Source organism: Roseibium aggregatum (assembly GCF_017309185.1).
Taxonomy (GTDB): domain Bacteria; phylum Pseudomonadota; class Alphaproteobacteria; order Rhizobiales; family Stappiaceae; genus Roseibium; species Roseibium aggregatum_B.
The window spans coordinates 291164-306930 of sequence record NZ_JAEKJZ010000002.1; the positions used below are offsets into that span (position 1 = coordinate 291164).

Consider the following 15767-nt stretch of genomic DNA (forward strand, 5'->3'; position numbering starts at 1 on the left):
GCATGGGTGTAATCCCCGGCGCGTATGCCGGGACGGCTTCAGGTTTCCGTCAGCGTCAGCAATATGTCCGCGTACCAGGCGCAATTGAGACCGAGTGCCTCATCGAGTTCCATGTCCCGCGTTCCCACGTCGAGCCGGGCCGAATGGACGCCAAGCAGCTTCCAGGGAAGGTCCTTGTCGTCTCCTTCGGGTCCGGGCACGCGCATCACCACGGGCGCGCCGCTAATACCACGGTGCGTCCTTCCATCGGTTAGGAAATACCCCATCCCCTGAAAGCGGAACCCGAAGGACGAGGCGACCACCGCCTGGCGGACCACGGGCATATGATGCAGGGAATCGTGAAAGCCGAGCGGAAACCCGACAACCAGCACGGAGGAACCGATCTCGACATGGTCCTCAGGGTCGCAAAGGTGTTCCGGCCCGAAAGCCCGGTAAAGGAATTTCTCCGGCAGAGCGCTCTTTTCGATTTCGATCATGGCGACATCAATGTCCCCCGCCGTGTCGGTCCCCTGGCGCCAAAGGCGTTGGCCGTTCCGGTAAAGCGGTACGGAAAACGCGACGGCCTCGGCCAGGTTTTCAGGATCGCTGTGTAGCTCGATTTCGATCCGGGACGGTCGATGATTGCTTGCCTCGTCGATCATCACATGCCGGCTGGTCGCCAGATACAGCCGGTTTTCACGCTGAAAAAAGAACCCGCTGGCATTCGTCATGTGCCGTGTTCCATCGAAGGTGGAAACCCGTGGCACGGTCAGCAGAACGGGATCGATCATTGTTTTCTTTCTCCAGGTCGCGGCAGTCTAACGAATAACACCGGTGGCCCCGGATCGTTCCCGAACAACCGAGTGGCGCAAGCAAGAACGGCGGCTTTCAAGGCGTGCAATCCGGTGTAGCATATCCATGTGTTTCCAGAATCGCATTGCCGGAAATGAGATGCCAACAATCTACCAGTTGAAATCCCGCTTTCAGGATCTGCTCCGGCCCATCTGCCGGAAACTTGCCGCCGCCGGTGTCACCGCCAATCAGGTGACCGTTGCTGCGCTTGTGCTGTCCGTGCTGGAAGGGCTTGCGCTCTGGCTTTTCCCGGGAGCCCCGCTGCCGCTTTTGCTCCTGGCCCCGGTCCTGTTCATCCGCATGGGCCTCAACGCGATTGACGGCATGCTGGCGCGCGAGCACGGCCAGAAGTCCGATCTCGGCGCTATCCTCAACGAACTCGGCGATGTGCTCGCCGACGCGGCGCTCTACCTGCCCTTCGCCCTTGTGCCCGCCATGATGCCGGACCTGGTGATCGGTCTCGTCGTCCTGGGACTTGTCGGTGAGATGACCGGGGTTGTCGCGGTGATGATCGGAGCTTCCCGGCGGTATGACGGCCCCTTCGGCAAGAGCGACCGGGCAGCGCTCTTCGGTCTTTGCGGGTTTCTCGTCGGCCTCGGCCTGAGCGCCCCCCTCCTCTACCAGTTTCTCTTCGGCGCCGGCCTGCTTCTGTCCGCCGTCACAATCGTCAACCGGGCCCGCGCTGCGCTCAAGGAGAGTTCGCCTTCATGACCCTGCTTCCGATTCACTGGGCCCTGATCGGCATCTGGGGACTGCTCGCGGCCGCAAGCGTGCTTGTTCTCTGGATTTCAAGCCGGTCGAAGAAAAACGTGACCGAACTCGTCCAGCGCACCCAGAGCTGGTGGGTGATGGTCGCGGTCTTCACGCTGGCGTTTCTGGTCGGCAAGACCGTTTCGGTCGTCGTCTTCGCACTGGTGAGCTTTCTGGCGCTCAAGGAATATTTTTCGATGATCCCGACCCGGCGCGCCGACCGGCGGGTGCTCTTCTGGGCCTATCTCGCCATTCCGGTTCAGTATTTCTGGGTCTACGACAGTTATTACGGCATGTTCGCGGTCTTCATCCCCGTCTACATGTTCCTGTTCCTGCCGTTCGCCAGCCTGCTCTCCCAGCAGACGGACGGGTTCCTGCGCGCGGTCGGCACGCTCAACTGGGGTCTGATGCTCTGCGTCTTTTCCATCAGCCACGCAGCCTTTCTCCTGATCCTGCCGCCAACGCCCCAAAGCAGCGCCGGCGGGCCCGGCCTGCTGCTGTTTCTCGTCTTCCTGACCCAGTTCAACGACGTCGCCCAATACACCTGGGGCAAGCTGTTCGGCCGCCGCAAGATCATTCCCGGCGTCAGTCCCAATAAGACCTGGGAAGGGTTTCTGGGCGGGGTTGCGACCACGTTCGTCCTGGCGCTTCTGACGGCCCCGCTGGTCACCCCGTTCGATCTGGCCCATGCGGCGGCGGCCGGGCTGCTCATCCCCGTCGCGGGTTTCGTCGGCGACGTGACGGTTTCCGCGCTGAAGCGCGATCTCGGCGTGAAGGACACCGGCAGCCTGATCCCCGGCCACGGCGGTATCCTGGACCGCATCGACAGCCTCACCTTCACGGCTCCCCTGTTCTTTCACTTCACAAGGTATTTCTACTATTAGGAGGTGGAAAAATGCGTCCGCTCAGCCAAACGCCGGGAGCCGCCTGACCCGATGCTCCAGAAGATCTTCTACCTCTTCGTCAAGATCGCGGTTCTGTTCCTGCTCGGCCTCAACGTCCGGCGCAAGGAGCTGCTGCCGTCGGACGGTCCGGCGATTGTCGTCGCCAACCACAACAGCCACCTGGACACGATGGTGCTGATGGCCCTGATGCCGCTATCGAAGCTGAAGGACATCAAGCCTGTCGCCGCCGCCGACTATTTTTTCTCCTCCCCCTGGAAGGCCTGGTTCTCGGAAAACGTCCTCGGCATCATTCCGGTTGACCGGGGCGGCGCGAACCGGACCAACGATCCCCTGGAAGGCTGCTACCGGGCCTTGAACGAAGGCAAGGTGCTGATCCTCTTTCCCGAAGGCTCCCGGGGTGAACCGGAACAGATGACCGGGCTGAAAAAGGGTGTTTCCTACCTGGCCGAAAAGTTTCCCGAAGCTCCGGTCGTTCCCGTCTTCACCCACGGCCTCGGCAAGGCCCTGCCCAAGGGCTCGTTTCTGCTCGTCCCGTTTTTCTGCGACATTTTCATCGACGAACCAATGACTTGGGAGGGAAACCGGATTCAGTTCATGAACCTGCTCCAGGAGCGTTTTTCGGTCCTCTCCAGGGAAAAAAACTTTGCGCCCTGGGAGTAAGACGCTCGCGGCCCTCTGGGGCCTGGCCGAGGCGACGGTCTTTTTCATCGTTCCCGATGTTCTTCTGACCTGCCTCGCGCTTTCGTCTCTCAAAAAAGCGCTTTGGGCCAGTCTCGCCGCCGCCCTCGCAGCCGTGTTGGGCGGAGTGCTGGTCTGGGTCTGCGCTGCCGGGTTCCCGGAAGCAACATTCGCCTTTCTGCGTCATGTGCCTGGCATTTCAAACGCCACCTTCGCCACGGTTCGGGACCTTCTCGCGCAAGGCCTCTTTCCCGGCATGCTTCAAGGGGCCTTTACCGGCGTGCCCTACAAGATCTTCGCGGCGGAAGCCGGCGCCACCGGTAGTAACCCCGTGCTTTTTGCCGTTGTATCGCCACTCGTCAGATTCCCGAGATTTGCGATCATGTCGCTGATCGCTTTCGGACTGTCCGGACTTGTCGGAACACGCCTTTCATCCCGCCGGAAGACAATGGTCTGTCTCACGCTCTGGGCCATGTTTTATGTCGCCTATTTCAGGGTTGTCGGGTGGTGAGCGCATGTCCTCACCTGCCGAAAGGCAGGTGGTCGCGGCATTGAGATCAACCGGCCGCGAATGCTGCCTTTTGTCCGCCACGTTCTCGATTATCATGTGATCCAGGTTTTTTAAATTTTTAATTGCAGAAGAGCGAACGACATGGGTTCCGACTATTTTCAACAGGCGGCGGATGCCGCGGGCAAGGCATTTACCGACCTTGGGGACACCCTCGAGAAAAAAGCGTTGTCGACGCTTCAGTCAAAGAACGCCGACGGCATTCCGGCTCATCCTCTGGCAAACATGGCGAATGCGCATTTGCGCAAGGACAAGTCCAGCGCGGCACTCTTGCAGGCAGCCATCGACCACCTGACGGCAAAGGCAAAGACATCGGCCGCTTTCACCGCCGAAGACAAGGCCTTCATGAAGTCGCTTTACGAGTCCTTCTGGTATGGGGGAACCTACAAGGGCTACTATGAGGCGGCCATACTCGCGAACCACTATGTGAATGGAGGCGGGGCAAGGCTCTTCATCAACGCCGACTGCTACATCGGATCCGTGATCGTGCGCGACACGATGGCGGCAATGGTCGATTACCTGAAATCGAAGGGGATCCCGGCAACCGGGCATATTGAGCTTGTCAGTTCGAACCCGCAATTCCTCGGCTCAAGCGCGGCGAGCGGCCTGAAACGCAAAGGCCGGAAACTGAACAGCCAGGGCTATATCCTGCCGGAAGGCGCGCTTTTGACCGAACAGGACAATCTCAGGCTCAAGAACGCGGATCACCGGTTCTTTCTCAAGGTCACAGCCAGGAAGACCGGCCGCATACAAAGTTTGAAGGACACCCTTACCGGCCTCAACAACAGCTGGAACAGCGGCCTTCAGGGCAATATCCACGCCGCTCTGGGCATTGGCGCAACCGAGACCTCGATAGAGAAGCTGAAAACCCTGAACGACGACTATGCGCTCTACTGGAGCGTCGAAAGCCTCTATGATTTTGAGCCGTTTCCCAAACCCTATTACACGAATCTGCCGATTGCCCAAGGAGTCGTCCTGAAGCTGCCGGACGGATTGTCTCATTATTTGACAAAGGTCGGCGTCGCCAAAGACTTTCACTACTATTCCGAATGGTGACACCTTGATTTGCCTGAAAACTCCGCAACGGCTCCTCGGCATGGCCGCCCTGGCCTTGCTGACGGTCTCATGCGACCGTGACGCCGCCGAAAACGACACCCGCCCGTGCCACGATCTGGATATTCTGACCGAATACAAAAATCCCGACCTCCCGGCGCAGGACAAGATGCTCGTCCTCAGGCAGAGCGGTTTTCAGGACAAGGCCTTCATTCTCGAACTCTACGCCGCCGGCACGACGTTCGACACCTGTAACAGGAGTTCGAACGAGCCCATGACGCAACTCCTCGTCGACCCAGAGGAAGGCGCTTTGCAGGCAATCGTTCTCAAGGGGCAGGACTTGCAGCTGGTCCGGCAAGACGGTGACCCCACACCGGAGCGGCCGATCGCCGACCTTTCGGTGCGGGTTCTGCCTGACTGAGAACCAGAACGGCAAGGCGGTCTTGAGTTTACGGGGCGCCGACTACCCGTAAATCGCCGCGTGATGGGCAACCGCGACCTCTTGCGCAACTTTCGCTGCGCGGGCGATGAGTTCGTTTCTCGGCTCGCCGATATAGGTGGCCGTGAAGCGCAAGGGCGTGGCCTGCCACCCCGGATCGAAGGTCGCAATCCGGTTTTCCTCCACCAGTCTCCGCCCGAGCACATGCGGCAGAATGCCGACGCCGATGCCGGACGCCACCATCTCGAAGCCGGTCGAGAGCGAATTCGTCGGAAAGATCTGCGCCGTACTGCCGTAGCGGTCGCGAAGTTCCTGCGTCAGTTCCCGGTGCGGCCGCGACAGGCGATTGTAGGTGATCACCGGCGTGAGGCTGAGATCCGGTTCTTCCAGGCCGACCGGCCGGTACCAGGCAAGTTCGAAGGGCGGCAGTTCGAGATTGTCGGCACTGTAGTCGGACACCGGCCCCATCAGGATCGTCAGGTCGAGAGAGCGGTCAAGAAGCATTTCGCGAAGGTGCAGGGAGATGTCGACGGAGACCTCGATCGTCAGGCGCGGAAAACTGCGATGCAGCTCCCTGAGGAAGTCAGGAAGCCAGGTCTGCGCCACCGTCTCGGCGACCCCGAGCCGCAACAGACTGGTGATGCTGTCCTCCGCCATCACATCGCCCTTGATCCGTTCCATGGTCGCCATGATCTGCTCGGCGTGCTGTCTAAGGAGCACGCCTTTGCGTGTCAGTACGACACCTGTCGACACCCGGCTGAACAGCTCGGTTCCAAGATAGCTCTCCAGGCTCGATATCCGTGTCGAGACGGCGGGCTGGGAGATATTCATCTGCTCGGCCGCCTTGCGCACGCCGCCCATGCGGGCGACCGTCAGGAAGGTTCTGAGCTGCTCGAAGGTCATGCGGATCACCTCACCAAAGCGATAAAATAAATTTATCACTTTGGACAAAAATTGACGATTTGACTTGATAGCAGATCCGCCGCAGCATTTTAAGATCATCTTTCGAGGCGGACATGACGAGCGGACCTGTCGAATTTTCCGAGCTGCTGAAACTGGACACGCCCTCCCAGCGCCAGGCGATCCGCGCGGGCCGCTACACCGGGCACACCGCCGGGCTCGCCAAGGGCAGGCTGCAATGCAATCTCGCCATCCTTCCCGGCGAGTTCGCCGATGATTTCCTGGAATTCTGCAGGCTGAACCCGAAGTCCTGCCCTCTGGCGGGGGTATCGGATCCTGGAAACCCGGTCGTTCCAAGGCTTGGAAGGGATGTCGATATCCGTTTCGACGCAGCCCGCTATAATATCTATCGCAATGGAAAACTGGACGGGCAGGTCAGCGATCTGAAGGACCTGTGGCGGGACGACCTCGTCGCCTTCGCCATCGGCTGTTCCTTCACCTTCGAAAATGCCCTTCTGGAAGCCGGGATCGCAATGCGCCACATCGACTGCAATGTGACCGTGCCGATGTTCAGGACAAGCATCGAAACCGCGAAAAGCGGTCCGTTCGGCGGCGGCATGGTCGTTTCCATGCGGCCTATTCCACAAGAGCGCCTGGAGGAAGTCCATGGGATCTGCCGCAAGTTCCCCCTCGCCCACGGTGCACCGGTCCACGCCGGCGACCCGGGTGCGATCGGCATCGAGGATCTCGGCCGTCCCGACTGGGGAGATCCTGTTGCCGTCAGGGAGGACGAAGTCCCCGTTTTCTGGGCGTGCGGTGTCACGCCCCAGGTCGCGGTCATGACCGCAAAACCACCGCTGGCGATCACCCATGCGCCCGGCGCCATGCTCATCGCCGACGTCGGCGAAACCACCGGTCCGATTTACCCCTATAACGATAACCAACTGAAATATTGAACCAAACAGAGGATGAACACGTTATGAGAAAAACGACGATACTCTCCGCGATTTCGCTGATCGCCCTGTCCGCCGGCACGCTGGCCCAGGCGGAAGAACTGTCCGTTGTCGGCAGCTGGAGCGGTCTGCCGCTTCACAAGCAATATGAAGCGCCGTTCTGGACCGAGAAACTGCCTGAGCTGTCGGGCGGCGACCTGACGGCGACCCTCACCACCCACGACCAGATGGGCATTTCCGGCGGCGATGTTTTCCGCATGCTGTCGGAAGGCGTTTTCGATGTCGGCATGACGGTCGCCGACTACGCGGTCTCCGACAGCGTCCCGCTGGAAGGGCTTGATGTGCCGCTGATCGCGACCGACGCGGCCACCGCGAAAAAAGCCGTTGAAGCGGCCCGTCCGATGATCGACGACATCTACAAGGACGTCTTCAACGCCAAGGTGCTCGGCATCGCGCCCTATCCGCCGCAGGTGGTCTTCTGCAATGCCGAAATTGCGTCTCTGGACGATCTGAAAGGCAAGAAGGTCCGTGCCTCGGGCCGCATGACCGCGAAATTCCTGGAAGCTTTGGGCGCGGAAGGCGTCAATGTCAGCTTCGGTGAAGTTCCGGGGTCCCTGCAGCGCGGCGTGGTCGATTGCGCCATCACCGGAGCCGGCTCCGGTTACAACGCGGGCTGGTGGGAAGTCTCCACCCATCTGATGCCGTTGCCGCTCGGCGGTTGGGACCCGGTCGTCACCGCGATCAACCTCGACAAGTGGAACGCGCTCTCCGACGAGCAGAAGGCCATGCTTGAAAAGGGCGTCAAGGAAGGCCTGGAAGCCCCGGCCTGGGACTCCGCTCAGGATGCGCTTGAAAACGACGTTGCCTGCCTGACGGGCAACGGCGAATGCCCCTATGGTGACGCCCGGGGCCTGATCCTCGTCGAGGCAAGTGAAGCCGACCAGGCCAAGGCCAAGGAAGTTCTCCTGACCGAGGTCCTGCCGGACTGGGCCGAACGGGCCGGCGGCGACTGGGCCAAACGCTGGAGCGACAGCGTCGGCGCCGTTACCGGTGTGAAGCTGGAAACGAACTGAGGCACCTCTCATGACGCCCCTGGTTTCGCTTATCCGGCAGATCAACGACCGTGTGGCCATCGCTGTCGGTCTGATGCTGCTCGGATGTGTGGTCTTCACCCTGATCGAGATTGCCGCCCGCCGTCTGGGCGGCTCTCTCGGGGGCGTTGACGAGATTTCCGGCTATGTGATGGCCGTGACGACAAGCTGGGGGATCAGCTATGCCCTGACGGAGCAGGCCCATGTGCGCATCGACCTGCTCCGCCAGCGGCTCGTGCCTCTGGGCCGCGCGGTTTTCGACATGCTCGCCCTACTCTGTCTGGCCGCCACCGCGATTGTGGTGGCCTGGCGTGGCTGGGGCGTCCTGGAAAAGACCCTTTCCAACGGCGCCCGCGCCAACACGCCTCTGGAGACCCCCTTGTGGATCCCCCAGTCGCTGTGGTGGGCGGGCTGGCTCTGGTTCGCCGTCTCGGCCAGCCTTCTGCTTGTCGCCGTTCTCAAGAACCTCCTGTCCGCCGACTTCAAGGCCGTCGACGACATCGCCGGCGCGAGGGAAGAAGCATGATCGCCTTTACCTCACTCGGCCTTCTCGGGCTTCTCGCCCTGTCCATTCCGGTCGGCGTCGTCCTCTTTCTGCTCGCTTTCGGCATCGACACCTTCTTCAGTCCCTTCCCGCTGATGCGCGGTCTCGGCCAGGTGGTCTGGTCGTCCTCCAACAGCTCCACACTGATTGCCATTCCGCTGTTCGTGCTGCTGGGCGAAATCCTGGTGCGCAGCGGCGTCGCGAAACGAACCTACGCGGCGCTTGAAAAATGGGTCGCCTGGATGCCCGGCGGCCTGATCCACGCCAATATCGCCACCTCGACCATGTTCTCCGCGACATCCGGCTCCTCGGTCGCAACCGCCGCGACGGTGGCCACGGTCGCCATGCCTCAAGCACAGACCCTCGGTTACAATCCGAAGCTCTTTTCCGGGGCGATCGCCGCCGGCGGCACGCTCGGCATCATGATCCCGCCGTCGATCAACCTGATCGTCTACGGCTTCCTGACGGAAAGCTCGATTCCGCAACTCTTCCTCGCCGGTCTGGTCCCCGGCCTGCTGCTCGCCTGCCTCTTCATGGCGATCACGGTCGTTCTCTGCGGTCTTCGCCCGTCGCTCGGCGGACCGCGCCGGTCGAGCACTTTCGCCGAAAAGCTCGACGGTCTGGCCGATCTCCTGCCGATCCTCGGGCTCTTCGCCGCCATTGTCGGCTCCATCTACGCCGGTTGGGCCACGCCGACGGAAGCCGCCACGGTCGGTGTCGCGATCTCGATTCTGATTGCCTGGCACCAGAAGGCGCTCAGCCGGGACATGCTGCTCGATGCGCTTCGCGGGTCGGTGAAGACCTCCGCCATGATCATGCTCGTGGTGATAGGCGCCTATGTTCTGAACTTCGCGCTGACGGCCGCCGGCGTCAGCCGGGCGCTGCAAAGCCTGCTCACCGGCCTGGGGCTCGGCCCGCTCGAAACCCTGCTGGTCATCGTCCTGATCTATATCGTGCTCGGCTTCTTCATCGAGACCCTGTCGCTGATGGTGGCGACCATCCCGATCGTCGTGCCGATCATCGTCCAGCTCGGCTACGACAAGATCTGGTTCGGCATCCTGATGATCATCCTGGTCGAGATGGCTCTGATCACGCCGCCGGTGGGACTGAACCTCTATGTGGTCCAGTCGGCCCGCAAGGGAGGAAGCTTCAGCGACGTCATGCTCGGCTGCATCCCCTACGCGCTCACGATGCTGGCCATGGTCGGACTGCTCATTCTCCTGCCCCAGCTGGCCCTGTTCCTGCCGTCAACCCTTTAAAGAGGCTTAACTCCATGAAGTTCGAAACAGAGACTGGCGCGCTCGAATGCACGCCCGACAGGCTCATTGTCGCCGGTTGGACCGGGCGGGACCGGTCAAAGGTCGATCATCACATCGAGGAACTGGCCGCCATCGGCGTGCCCGCCCCTTCCACGGTGCCGCTTTACTACCAGTGCTCACCGTCGCTTCTGACGCGGGAGACCTCCATTCAGGTGCTCGGCAAGGAGACTTCCGGCGAAGCCGAACCCTTCCTTTTGAAACAGGATGGCAAGATCTGGCTCGGTCTCGCCTCGGATCATACCGACCGCGCGCTCGAGGCTCATTCCGTCGCCGCCTCCAAACAGATCTGCGCCAAGCCCGTTGCGGCCGAACTCTGGCCTCTCGATGAGGTTGCTGCCCGACTCGACGACCTCAAACTCCAGTCATGGATCGTCGAAGACGGAGACTGGGTGCCTTATCAGGACGGCACGCTGGCCGCGATCCTGCCGCTGGAAACCCTGATGGCCGGCGCCGGCCTGAAAGACGGCACCGCCATGCTCTGCGGCACACTTCCCGCAATCGGCGGCGTGCGCCCGGCCAGGGATTTCAGGATGGCGCTGACCGACCCGAAAACCGGCAAATCCATCGAGGCGGCCTATTCGAGCTCAGTTCTAGAAATCGTGTCGTGATATCTGATTGGCAAGACATCGTTTTTCAATGCAATCCTCACCGATGTCACCCCGGACGTAGCGAAGCGGAGATCCGGGGCCGGCGAGCCACCCAATAAGAGTGGTACTACCTCTTCGGCTCTCCGATCCCGGCTCGCGCGTTGCTTGGCCGGGATGACGACGGCAAGGTATAAGCTTGAGGATAGGAACATAGGAATTTGGAGGAAGTTTTTGCATGACCACGCCGTTTCCCTGGAGCCCCGACACCGCGGAAAACCGCCTGGAGACGGCCCTTGAAAGAGCGAAGAACGACCCGGCAGCGAAATCCGTCTACCTGAAGCTCCTGGAAGACCGCGCCCGAAGCCAGGCAAAAGTTGCGGCAAGCCTGGACGGTCCGCTTGCGGGCGCTCTTGTCAGCGTGAAGGCGCTCTTCGACGTTGCCGGCGAGGTCACCACCTCCGCGACCAAGGTTCTCGCGGACGACCCTCCCGCGAAAACCGACGCGCCCGCGATTGCCCGCCTGGAGGCAACCGGCGCCGTGCTGACCGGCCTGACCAACATGTCCGAATTCGCTTATTCCGGCCTGGGTCTGAACCCGCACTACGGCACGCCGCAGAACCCGGTCTATCCCGGCTGCGCGCCCGGCGGTTCGACCAGCGGCGGCGCCGTCTCCGTGGCCCTCGGGCTGTCTGACATCGCCATCGGCAGCGACACCGGCGGCTCCTTGCGCATTCCGGCGGCTTTCACCGGCATCGTCGGGTTGAAGCCCACGCAAAGCTCTATCCCGATGGACGGCGGCAAGCCTCTTTCCGACAGTCTCGACAGTTTCGGCCCGATGGCGAAAACGGTCGCCGCCTGCGAACTCGTCTGGCAGATCATGGCCGGAGCACCCGTCAGCCCCGCCCCCGCGCGAACCGCCAATCTCATTGTTCCGGTCAATTTCGGCTTCAGCGAAATGGAACCGGTCATCGCGGAAGGGTTCAGGAGCGTTGTTGCCGCCCTGCGGGCCGCCGGAATGAGCGTGACCGAAAAGGAATTCAAGGCGATTTCGCTCTACGACAAGGTTCCGCCCTGGCACATGACCTCGGTCGAGTCCCGGGCGCATTTCGAGGAGCATTTCCAGACCCGGCCGGACGACTTCGACCCCCGTGTCCATGCCCGCATGGCCCGCGCCGGCGAGATTTCTGCGGTTGAGTATCGCCAGACCCTGAACCGGCGCCAGACCTTCATAACGGCCTTCCGAGAAGAGCTCGGCAACGACATGCTGCTACTGCCAACCTCCCCGATCCTGCCGCCGGAGATCGAAAGCCTGTCGGACGACGATACCTTCAACCGGCTGAATCTTCTCGCCCTTCGCAACCCGTCTCTCGCCAATGTCGCCGACGGCTGCGCCATCGCCCTGCCCTATGAACACACGGGCAAGACGCTGAGCGCGATGCTGATTGCCGGTGGCGGGCGGGACGAAAATCTGCTGGCCTGCGCCAAGGTGGTGGAAGAGGTTCTTTCCGGGATAAATTAGGCCCCGCGCCACAGCGCCTGAGAGACATTTCCTGACCACCTTCCCGCCTGCGGCGATCGGTCCGGCGCCCTCGCGTGACCGGTTGATCTGAATCGTGTCTTATCGGTTTCAATCCGGTATCATCAAAATTCAGGTTGTTCAGGGACTAGGTTCAGTGGCGTCCGAAACTGCCAGGCATGGAAAAGTCGTCGCGATCCGTGGAGCGGTGGTCGATATCGCCTTCGCCGAAGGCTACCTGCCGCCGATCAACGACGCGCTCAGGATCGAGGCCCCGGACAGCGCGCCTGTCCATGTCGAGGTGCAGGCGCATGTCGACATGACGACCGTAAGGACAATCGCGCTGCAGGCGACGACCGGGCTCCGGCGCGGCACGGCGGTCCGCCCCCTCGGCAGACCGCTGGACGTGCCGGTCGGCAAGGCGGTTCTGGGACGACTGCTCGATGTCTCCGGCGAAGTCCGCGACGGCAAGGAGCCCCTGCCCGACGACGTGCCACGGAGCCCGATCCACCGCGACCCGCCGCGCTTCGCCGTCGAAAACGGCCATCCTGAGCTGTTTCGCACGGGCATCAAGGTGGTTGATCTGCTCACCCCGCTCGCCCAGGGCGGCAAGGCGGCTATGTTCGGCGGCGCGGGCGTCGGCAAGACGGTCCTTGTGATGGAGCTGATCCATGCGATGGTCGCCGGATATCAGGGCATTTCGGTGTTTTCCGGTGTCGGCGAGCGCTCGCGCGAGGGGCACGAGATGCTCTCGGACATGACGGAAACGGGCGTGCTTGAACGCACGGTTCTGGTCTACGGCCAGATGAACGAACCGCCCGGCGCGCGCTGGCGGGTGCCGATGACGGCCCTTGCGATCGCCGAGCATTTCCGCGATGAGGAACGCCGCAACGTGCTTCTCCTGATGGACAACGTCTTCCGCTTCGTGCAGGCGGGCTCGGAAGTCTCGGGCCTGCTCGGCCGGCTGCCGAGCCGGGTGGGGTATCAGCCGACGCTCGCCAGCGAGGTTGCCGCCCTTCAGGAGCGCATCGCCAGCGCCAACGGTCATTCCATCACCGCCATCGAGGCGGTCTACGTGCCTGCCGACGACTTTACCGATCCGGCGGTCACCACAATCGCCGGCCACGTCGATTCCATGGTGGTGCTGTCACGCGCCATGGCCGCCGACGGCATGTATCCCGCCATCGACCCGATCGCCTCCTCCTCGATTCTGCTCGATCCGCTGATTGTCGGCGAGGACCATGAACGCGTGGCCAACGCCGTCCGCCGCACCATCGAGCATTACCGGGAACTGCAGGACGTGATTTCGCTTCTCGGCATGGAAGAACTCGGCCAGGAGGACCGGCTTCTGGTGGGCCGTGCGCGACGGCTGCAGCGTTTTCTCACCCAGCCGTTCAACGTGACCAAGGCCTTCACCGGCCTGGAAGGCCGTTCGGTCTCCCTGGACGACACGCTGAAAGGATGCACTGCGATCCTGGAAGGTGAGACCGACGACTGGGACGAAAGCGCCCTCTACATGGTCGGCACCCTGGAGGAGGCCCGCGCCCGAGACGCTGCCGCCAGGACCGACAGGGGCGCGGCATGAAGACAGGCCTGCATCTGACCGTCACCACACCGATGGAGGTTCTTGTCGATTCCACCGGAGTGGTCTCCTTGAGGGCGGAGGACGACAGCGGCGGTTTCGGCATCCTGCCGGGACATACGGAGTTTCTGACCGTGCTGCCCGCCTCGGTGCTGCGTTGGAAGGACGCGGACGGCGGCCTGCATTTCTGCGCACTTCGCGGCGGGCTCTTGACGGTGACCGGCGGCTGTGAAGTGGCGGTCGCCGCGCGCGAGGGCCTGTTGGGCGACGACCTGCAGGCCCTGCAAGGGGAAGTCGCCAAGCTGCGCGCAGACGAAGCCGATTCCGTCCGCCGGGCCAGGGTTGAGGAAATGCGTCTGCATGCCCAGGCGCTGCGCCAGCTCATGCGCTACCTGCGTCCGGGCAGCACCGGTGCGCTAGACCATCCGCCATCGATCCAGGCAAACCGCGACGCCGGCCCGGGAGGCTCAGGCCCATGACCCGGGACGAAAAGGATCACCTGGCCGAAGCCGCCCGCCGTGTGGCGAAGCGGGACGAAATGAGCCGCAAGGCGCCCGAACCCTCGCTCGGCAGCCGCCTGGGCCAGATCGGCATTCTCGGCTGGGCCATTGTTATTCCCATGCTTCTTGGCGTCGTGCTCGGCCGGCTGGCCGACCGGTATTTCGAAACCGGGATCTTCTTCACCGCTCCCGCCATCCTGATTGGCGCGGCAATCGGCTTTCACGCCGCCTGGAAATGGATGCACAGCCAGCAATGATGTCCCTGTTTGCCATGCTCCAATCGCTGCCTCCCGCCGCCACCGCCCTGTTCGGCCTGGTCCTGGGCTTCGCGCTCGGGCTCATCCATTTCGCAAGCCTCCGGCGCGTGGTGGACCTTTACACCGGAGCCGCGCCGGTCGCGCGCGCCTTGATCCTGCATATCGCCCGCTTTGTTCTCGTCATCGCGGGGCTGGGCCTGCTTGCCTTTCTCGGCGCATTGCCGCTTCTGGCCGGTGCGCTCGGCATACTGCTCGCGCGCGCCGCCGTTCTCCGCCTGACCCGAGAGGCATCTTGATGGAAAACCCGCTCACCCTGGAGCCGCTGTTGTCCATCGGCCCGGTTCCAATCACCGCGCCGGTGGCAGTCACCTGGGCGATCATGCTGGCGCTGACGCTCGGATCCTGGCTTGCCACGCGCAGGCTCAGTCTTCAGCCCGGCAAGCTGCAGACCGTGCTTGAGCTCTTCGTGACCACCGTCGACGGCCAGATCCGCGACACGATGCAGACGGACCCTTCCCCCTACCGCACGCTCATCGGCACGATCTTCCTCTTCGTCCTGATCGCCAACTGGTCGTCGCTCATTCCGGGTATAGAACCGCCCACCGCGCATCTGGAAACCGACGCGGCGCTGGCCCTGATCGTCTTTGCCGCCACCGTCTGGTTCGGGATCGCGACGCGCGGGCTGAAAGGCTATCTGGCCACATTCGCCGAACCGTCCTGGGTTATGATCCCGCTCAATCTCGTGGAGCAGATCACCCGGACCTTCTCGCTCATCGTGCGCCTGTTCGGAAACGTGATGAGCGGCGTGTTCGTGGTCGGCATCGTTCTCTCCCTCGCCGGCCTCCTCGTGCCGATCCCCCTGATGGCGCTCGATCTTCTGACCGGCACCGTGCAGGCATACATATTCGCGATCCTCGCCACCGTCTTCATTGGCGCCGCCGCCAATGGCGAAGCCCCCGGGGACACCTCCAGCAAAACGCCTTCACAGGCTCCAACCCAGGAAACCTCCAACCAGGAGACTGAGACCCCATGACCGGAAATCTCGTCGAAATCGTCAGCATCCTTGCCGCCGCGCTCGCCGTCTCCTTCGGCGCCATCGGCCCCGCTCTGGCCGAAGGCCGGGCCGTGGCCGCCGCGATGGACGCCATCGCCCGCCAGCCAGAAGCCGCGGGAACACTGTCGCGCACCCTCTTCGTCGGTCTCGCGATGATCGAAACCATGGCGATCTACACGCTGGTGATCGCTCTCCTGGTGCTCTTCGCCAACCCGTTCGTGCAGTAGGAAACGGTCCGCG

Annotated in this window: 20 protein-coding genes; 18 read left to right on the top strand and 2 right to left on the bottom strand. The window is 62.5% G+C overall.

The features are described from left to right. Positions 1–38: 38 nt before the first annotated feature. On the bottom strand, positions 39–770 hold the full coding sequence (locus JF539_RS13510) for a S1 family peptidase (RefSeq protein ID WP_207141193.1): 732 nt from the start codon (positions 768–770) through the stop codon (positions 39–41). A 160-nt stretch (positions 771–930) separates the two neighbouring features. On the opposite strand from JF539_RS13510, the gene JF539_RS13515 reads away from it, so the two are divergent. From JF539_RS13515 to JF539_RS13540, 6 genes are all read left to right on the top strand, one after another. Further along, positions 931–1542, top strand: coding sequence for a CDP-alcohol phosphatidyltransferase family protein (locus tag JF539_RS13515; protein WP_207141194.1), 612 nt, complete (start codon positions 931–933; stop codon positions 1540–1542). Next, the gene (locus tag JF539_RS13520; protein WP_207141195.1) at positions 1539–2465 is read left to right on the top strand and encodes a phosphatidate cytidylyltransferase; all 927 of its coding nucleotides are present in this window, start codon (positions 1539–1541) and stop codon (positions 2463–2465) included. Before JF539_RS13515 ends, JF539_RS13520 begins: the two co-directional genes overlap by 4 nt. A gap of 51 nt (positions 2466–2516) precedes the next feature. Next, a complete protein-coding gene (locus JF539_RS13525) occupies positions 2517–3146 on the top strand; it encodes a lysophospholipid acyltransferase family protein (RefSeq protein ID WP_207141196.1) in 630 nt (209 codons plus the stop codon). Next, positions 3130–3675, top strand: coding sequence for a hypothetical protein (locus tag JF539_RS13530; RefSeq protein ID WP_207141197.1), 546 nt, complete (start codon positions 3130–3132; stop codon positions 3673–3675). Before JF539_RS13525 ends, JF539_RS13530 begins: the two co-directional genes overlap by 17 nt. Before the next feature lie 141 nt (positions 3676–3816). After that, entirely contained in the window at positions 3817–4788 is a 972-nt protein-coding gene (locus JF539_RS13535) for a hypothetical protein (RefSeq protein WP_207141198.1), read from the top strand. 4 nt (positions 4789–4792) lie between these two features. Continuing rightward, positions 4793–5206 carry a hypothetical protein gene (locus tag JF539_RS13540; RefSeq protein WP_207141199.1) on the top strand — a complete coding sequence of 138 codons (414 nt, stop codon included), beginning with the start codon at positions 4793–4795 and terminating at the stop codon, positions 5204–5206. 42 nt (positions 5207–5248) lie between these two features. On the opposite strand, the gene JF539_RS13545 is transcribed toward JF539_RS13540, so the two are convergent. After that, a complete protein-coding gene (locus tag JF539_RS13545) occupies positions 5249–6127 on the bottom strand; it encodes a LysR family transcriptional regulator (protein WP_207141200.1) in 879 nt (292 codons plus the stop codon). 113 nt (positions 6128–6240) lie between these two features. Here JF539_RS13545 and JF539_RS13550 point away from each other — a divergent pair, with 113 nt between their 5' ends. The 12 genes from JF539_RS13550 to JF539_RS13605 all read left to right on the top strand — a co-directional run bounded on the left by JF539_RS13550 (position 6241) and on the right by JF539_RS13605 (position 15754). Continuing rightward, the gene (locus JF539_RS13550) at positions 6241–7080 is read left to right on the top strand and encodes a putative hydro-lyase (RefSeq protein WP_207141201.1); all 840 of its coding nucleotides are present in this window, start codon (positions 6241–6243) and stop codon (positions 7078–7080) included. A 23-nt stretch (positions 7081–7103) separates the two neighbouring features. Next, a complete protein-coding gene (locus tag JF539_RS13555; RefSeq protein WP_207141202.1) occupies positions 7104–8150 on the top strand; it encodes a TRAP transporter substrate-binding protein in 1047 nt (348 codons plus the stop codon). Between the two features lie 10 nt (positions 8151–8160). Further along, positions 8161–8694: a TRAP transporter small permease subunit gene (locus JF539_RS13560; RefSeq protein ID WP_207141203.1), complete on the top strand. Its 534-nt coding sequence runs from the start codon at positions 8161–8163 to the stop codon at positions 8692–8694. Continuing rightward, the gene (locus JF539_RS13565) at positions 8691–9971 is read left to right on the top strand and encodes a TRAP transporter large permease (RefSeq protein ID WP_207141204.1); all 1281 of its coding nucleotides are present in this window, start codon (positions 8691–8693) and stop codon (positions 9969–9971) included. Before JF539_RS13560 ends, JF539_RS13565 begins: the two co-directional genes overlap by 4 nt. 14 nt (positions 9972–9985) lie before the next feature. Beyond that, entirely contained in the window at positions 9986–10639 is a 654-nt protein-coding gene (locus JF539_RS13570) for a DUF2848 domain-containing protein (protein WP_207141205.1), read from the top strand. A 214-nt stretch (positions 10640–10853) separates the two neighbouring features. Further along, the gene (locus JF539_RS13575) at positions 10854–12137 is read left to right on the top strand and encodes an amidase family protein (protein ID WP_207141206.1); all 1284 of its coding nucleotides are present in this window, start codon (positions 10854–10856) and stop codon (positions 12135–12137) included. A gap of 154 nt (positions 12138–12291) precedes the next feature. Next, a complete protein-coding gene (gene atpD / locus JF539_RS13580; RefSeq protein ID WP_207141207.1) occupies positions 12292–13719 on the top strand; it encodes a F0F1 ATP synthase subunit beta in 1428 nt (475 codons plus the stop codon). Continuing rightward, positions 13716–14195 (top strand): F0F1 ATP synthase subunit epsilon, encoded by a 480-nt coding sequence (locus tag JF539_RS13585; protein ID WP_207141208.1) that lies wholly within the window; start codon positions 13716–13718, stop codon positions 14193–14195. The genes atpD and JF539_RS13585 overlap by 4 nt, the downstream gene beginning before the upstream one ends. Continuing rightward, positions 14192–14473 (top strand): AtpZ/AtpI family protein, encoded by a 282-nt coding sequence (locus tag JF539_RS13590; RefSeq protein WP_207141209.1) that lies wholly within the window; start codon positions 14192–14194, stop codon positions 14471–14473. The genes JF539_RS13585 and JF539_RS13590 overlap by 4 nt, the downstream gene beginning before the upstream one ends. Further along, on the top strand, positions 14470–14769 hold the full coding sequence (locus JF539_RS13595) for an ATP synthase subunit I (protein ID WP_207141210.1): 300 nt from the start codon (positions 14470–14472) through the stop codon (positions 14767–14769). The genes JF539_RS13590 and JF539_RS13595 overlap by 4 nt, the downstream gene beginning before the upstream one ends. After that, positions 14769–15506, top strand: coding sequence for a F0F1 ATP synthase subunit A (locus tag JF539_RS13600; RefSeq protein WP_209017277.1), 738 nt, complete (start codon positions 14769–14771; stop codon positions 15504–15506). The genes JF539_RS13595 and JF539_RS13600 overlap by 1 nt, the downstream gene beginning before the upstream one ends. Continuing rightward, complete coding sequence (locus tag JF539_RS13605) at positions 15503–15754, top strand: F0F1 ATP synthase subunit C (RefSeq protein ID WP_207141212.1); 252 nt, start codon at positions 15503–15505, stop codon at positions 15752–15754. Before JF539_RS13600 ends, JF539_RS13605 begins: the two co-directional genes overlap by 4 nt. The last annotated feature ends 13 nt before the right edge of the window (positions 15755–15767 follow it).

What these genes read in the sequence shown, in the direction of transcription:
- JF539_RS13510 (WP_207141193.1), bottom strand. Translation starts at nt 770, where the DNA reads ATGATCGATCCCGTTCTGCTGACCGTGCCACGGGTTTCCACCTTCGAT.
- JF539_RS13515 (WP_207141194.1), top strand. Translation starts at nt 931, where the DNA reads ATGCCAACAATCTACCAGTTGAAATCCCGCTTTCAGGATCTGCTCCGG.
- JF539_RS13520 (WP_207141195.1), top strand. Translation starts at nt 1,539, where the DNA reads ATGACCCTGCTTCCGATTCACTGGGCCCTGATCGGCATCTGGGGACTG.
- JF539_RS13525 (WP_207141196.1), top strand. Translation starts at nt 2,517, where the DNA reads ATGCTCCAGAAGATCTTCTACCTCTTCGTCAAGATCGCGGTTCTGTTC.
- JF539_RS13535 (WP_207141198.1), top strand. Translation starts at nt 3,817, where the DNA reads ATGGGTTCCGACTATTTTCAACAGGCGGCGGATGCCGCGGGCAAGGCA.
- JF539_RS13545 (WP_207141200.1), bottom strand. Translation starts at nt 6,127, where the DNA reads ATGACCTTCGAGCAGCTCAGAACCTTCCTGACGGTCGCCCGCATGGGC.
- JF539_RS13550 (WP_207141201.1), top strand. Translation starts at nt 6,241, where the DNA reads ATGACGAGCGGACCTGTCGAATTTTCCGAGCTGCTGAAACTGGACACG.
- JF539_RS13555 (WP_207141202.1), top strand. Translation starts at nt 7,104, where the DNA reads ATGAGAAAAACGACGATACTCTCCGCGATTTCGCTGATCGCCCTGTCC.
- JF539_RS13560 (WP_207141203.1), top strand. Translation starts at nt 8,161, where the DNA reads ATGACGCCCCTGGTTTCGCTTATCCGGCAGATCAACGACCGTGTGGCC.
- JF539_RS13565 (WP_207141204.1), top strand. Translation starts at nt 8,691, where the DNA reads ATGATCGCCTTTACCTCACTCGGCCTTCTCGGGCTTCTCGCCCTGTCC.
- JF539_RS13570 (WP_207141205.1), top strand. Translation starts at nt 9,986, where the DNA reads ATGAAGTTCGAAACAGAGACTGGCGCGCTCGAATGCACGCCCGACAGG.
- JF539_RS13575 (WP_207141206.1), top strand. Translation starts at nt 10,854, where the DNA reads ATGACCACGCCGTTTCCCTGGAGCCCCGACACCGCGGAAAACCGCCTG.
- JF539_RS13585 (WP_207141208.1), top strand. Translation starts at nt 13,716, where the DNA reads ATGAAGACAGGCCTGCATCTGACCGTCACCACACCGATGGAGGTTCTT.
- JF539_RS13590 (WP_207141209.1), top strand. Translation starts at nt 14,192, where the DNA reads ATGACCCGGGACGAAAAGGATCACCTGGCCGAAGCCGCCCGCCGTGTG.
- JF539_RS13595 (WP_207141210.1), top strand. Translation starts at nt 14,470, where the DNA reads ATGATGTCCCTGTTTGCCATGCTCCAATCGCTGCCTCCCGCCGCCACC.
- JF539_RS13600 (WP_209017277.1), top strand. Translation starts at nt 14,769, where the DNA reads ATGGAAAACCCGCTCACCCTGGAGCCGCTGTTGTCCATCGGCCCGGTT.
- JF539_RS13605 (WP_207141212.1), top strand. Translation starts at nt 15,503, where the DNA reads ATGACCGGAAATCTCGTCGAAATCGTCAGCATCCTTGCCGCCGCGCTC.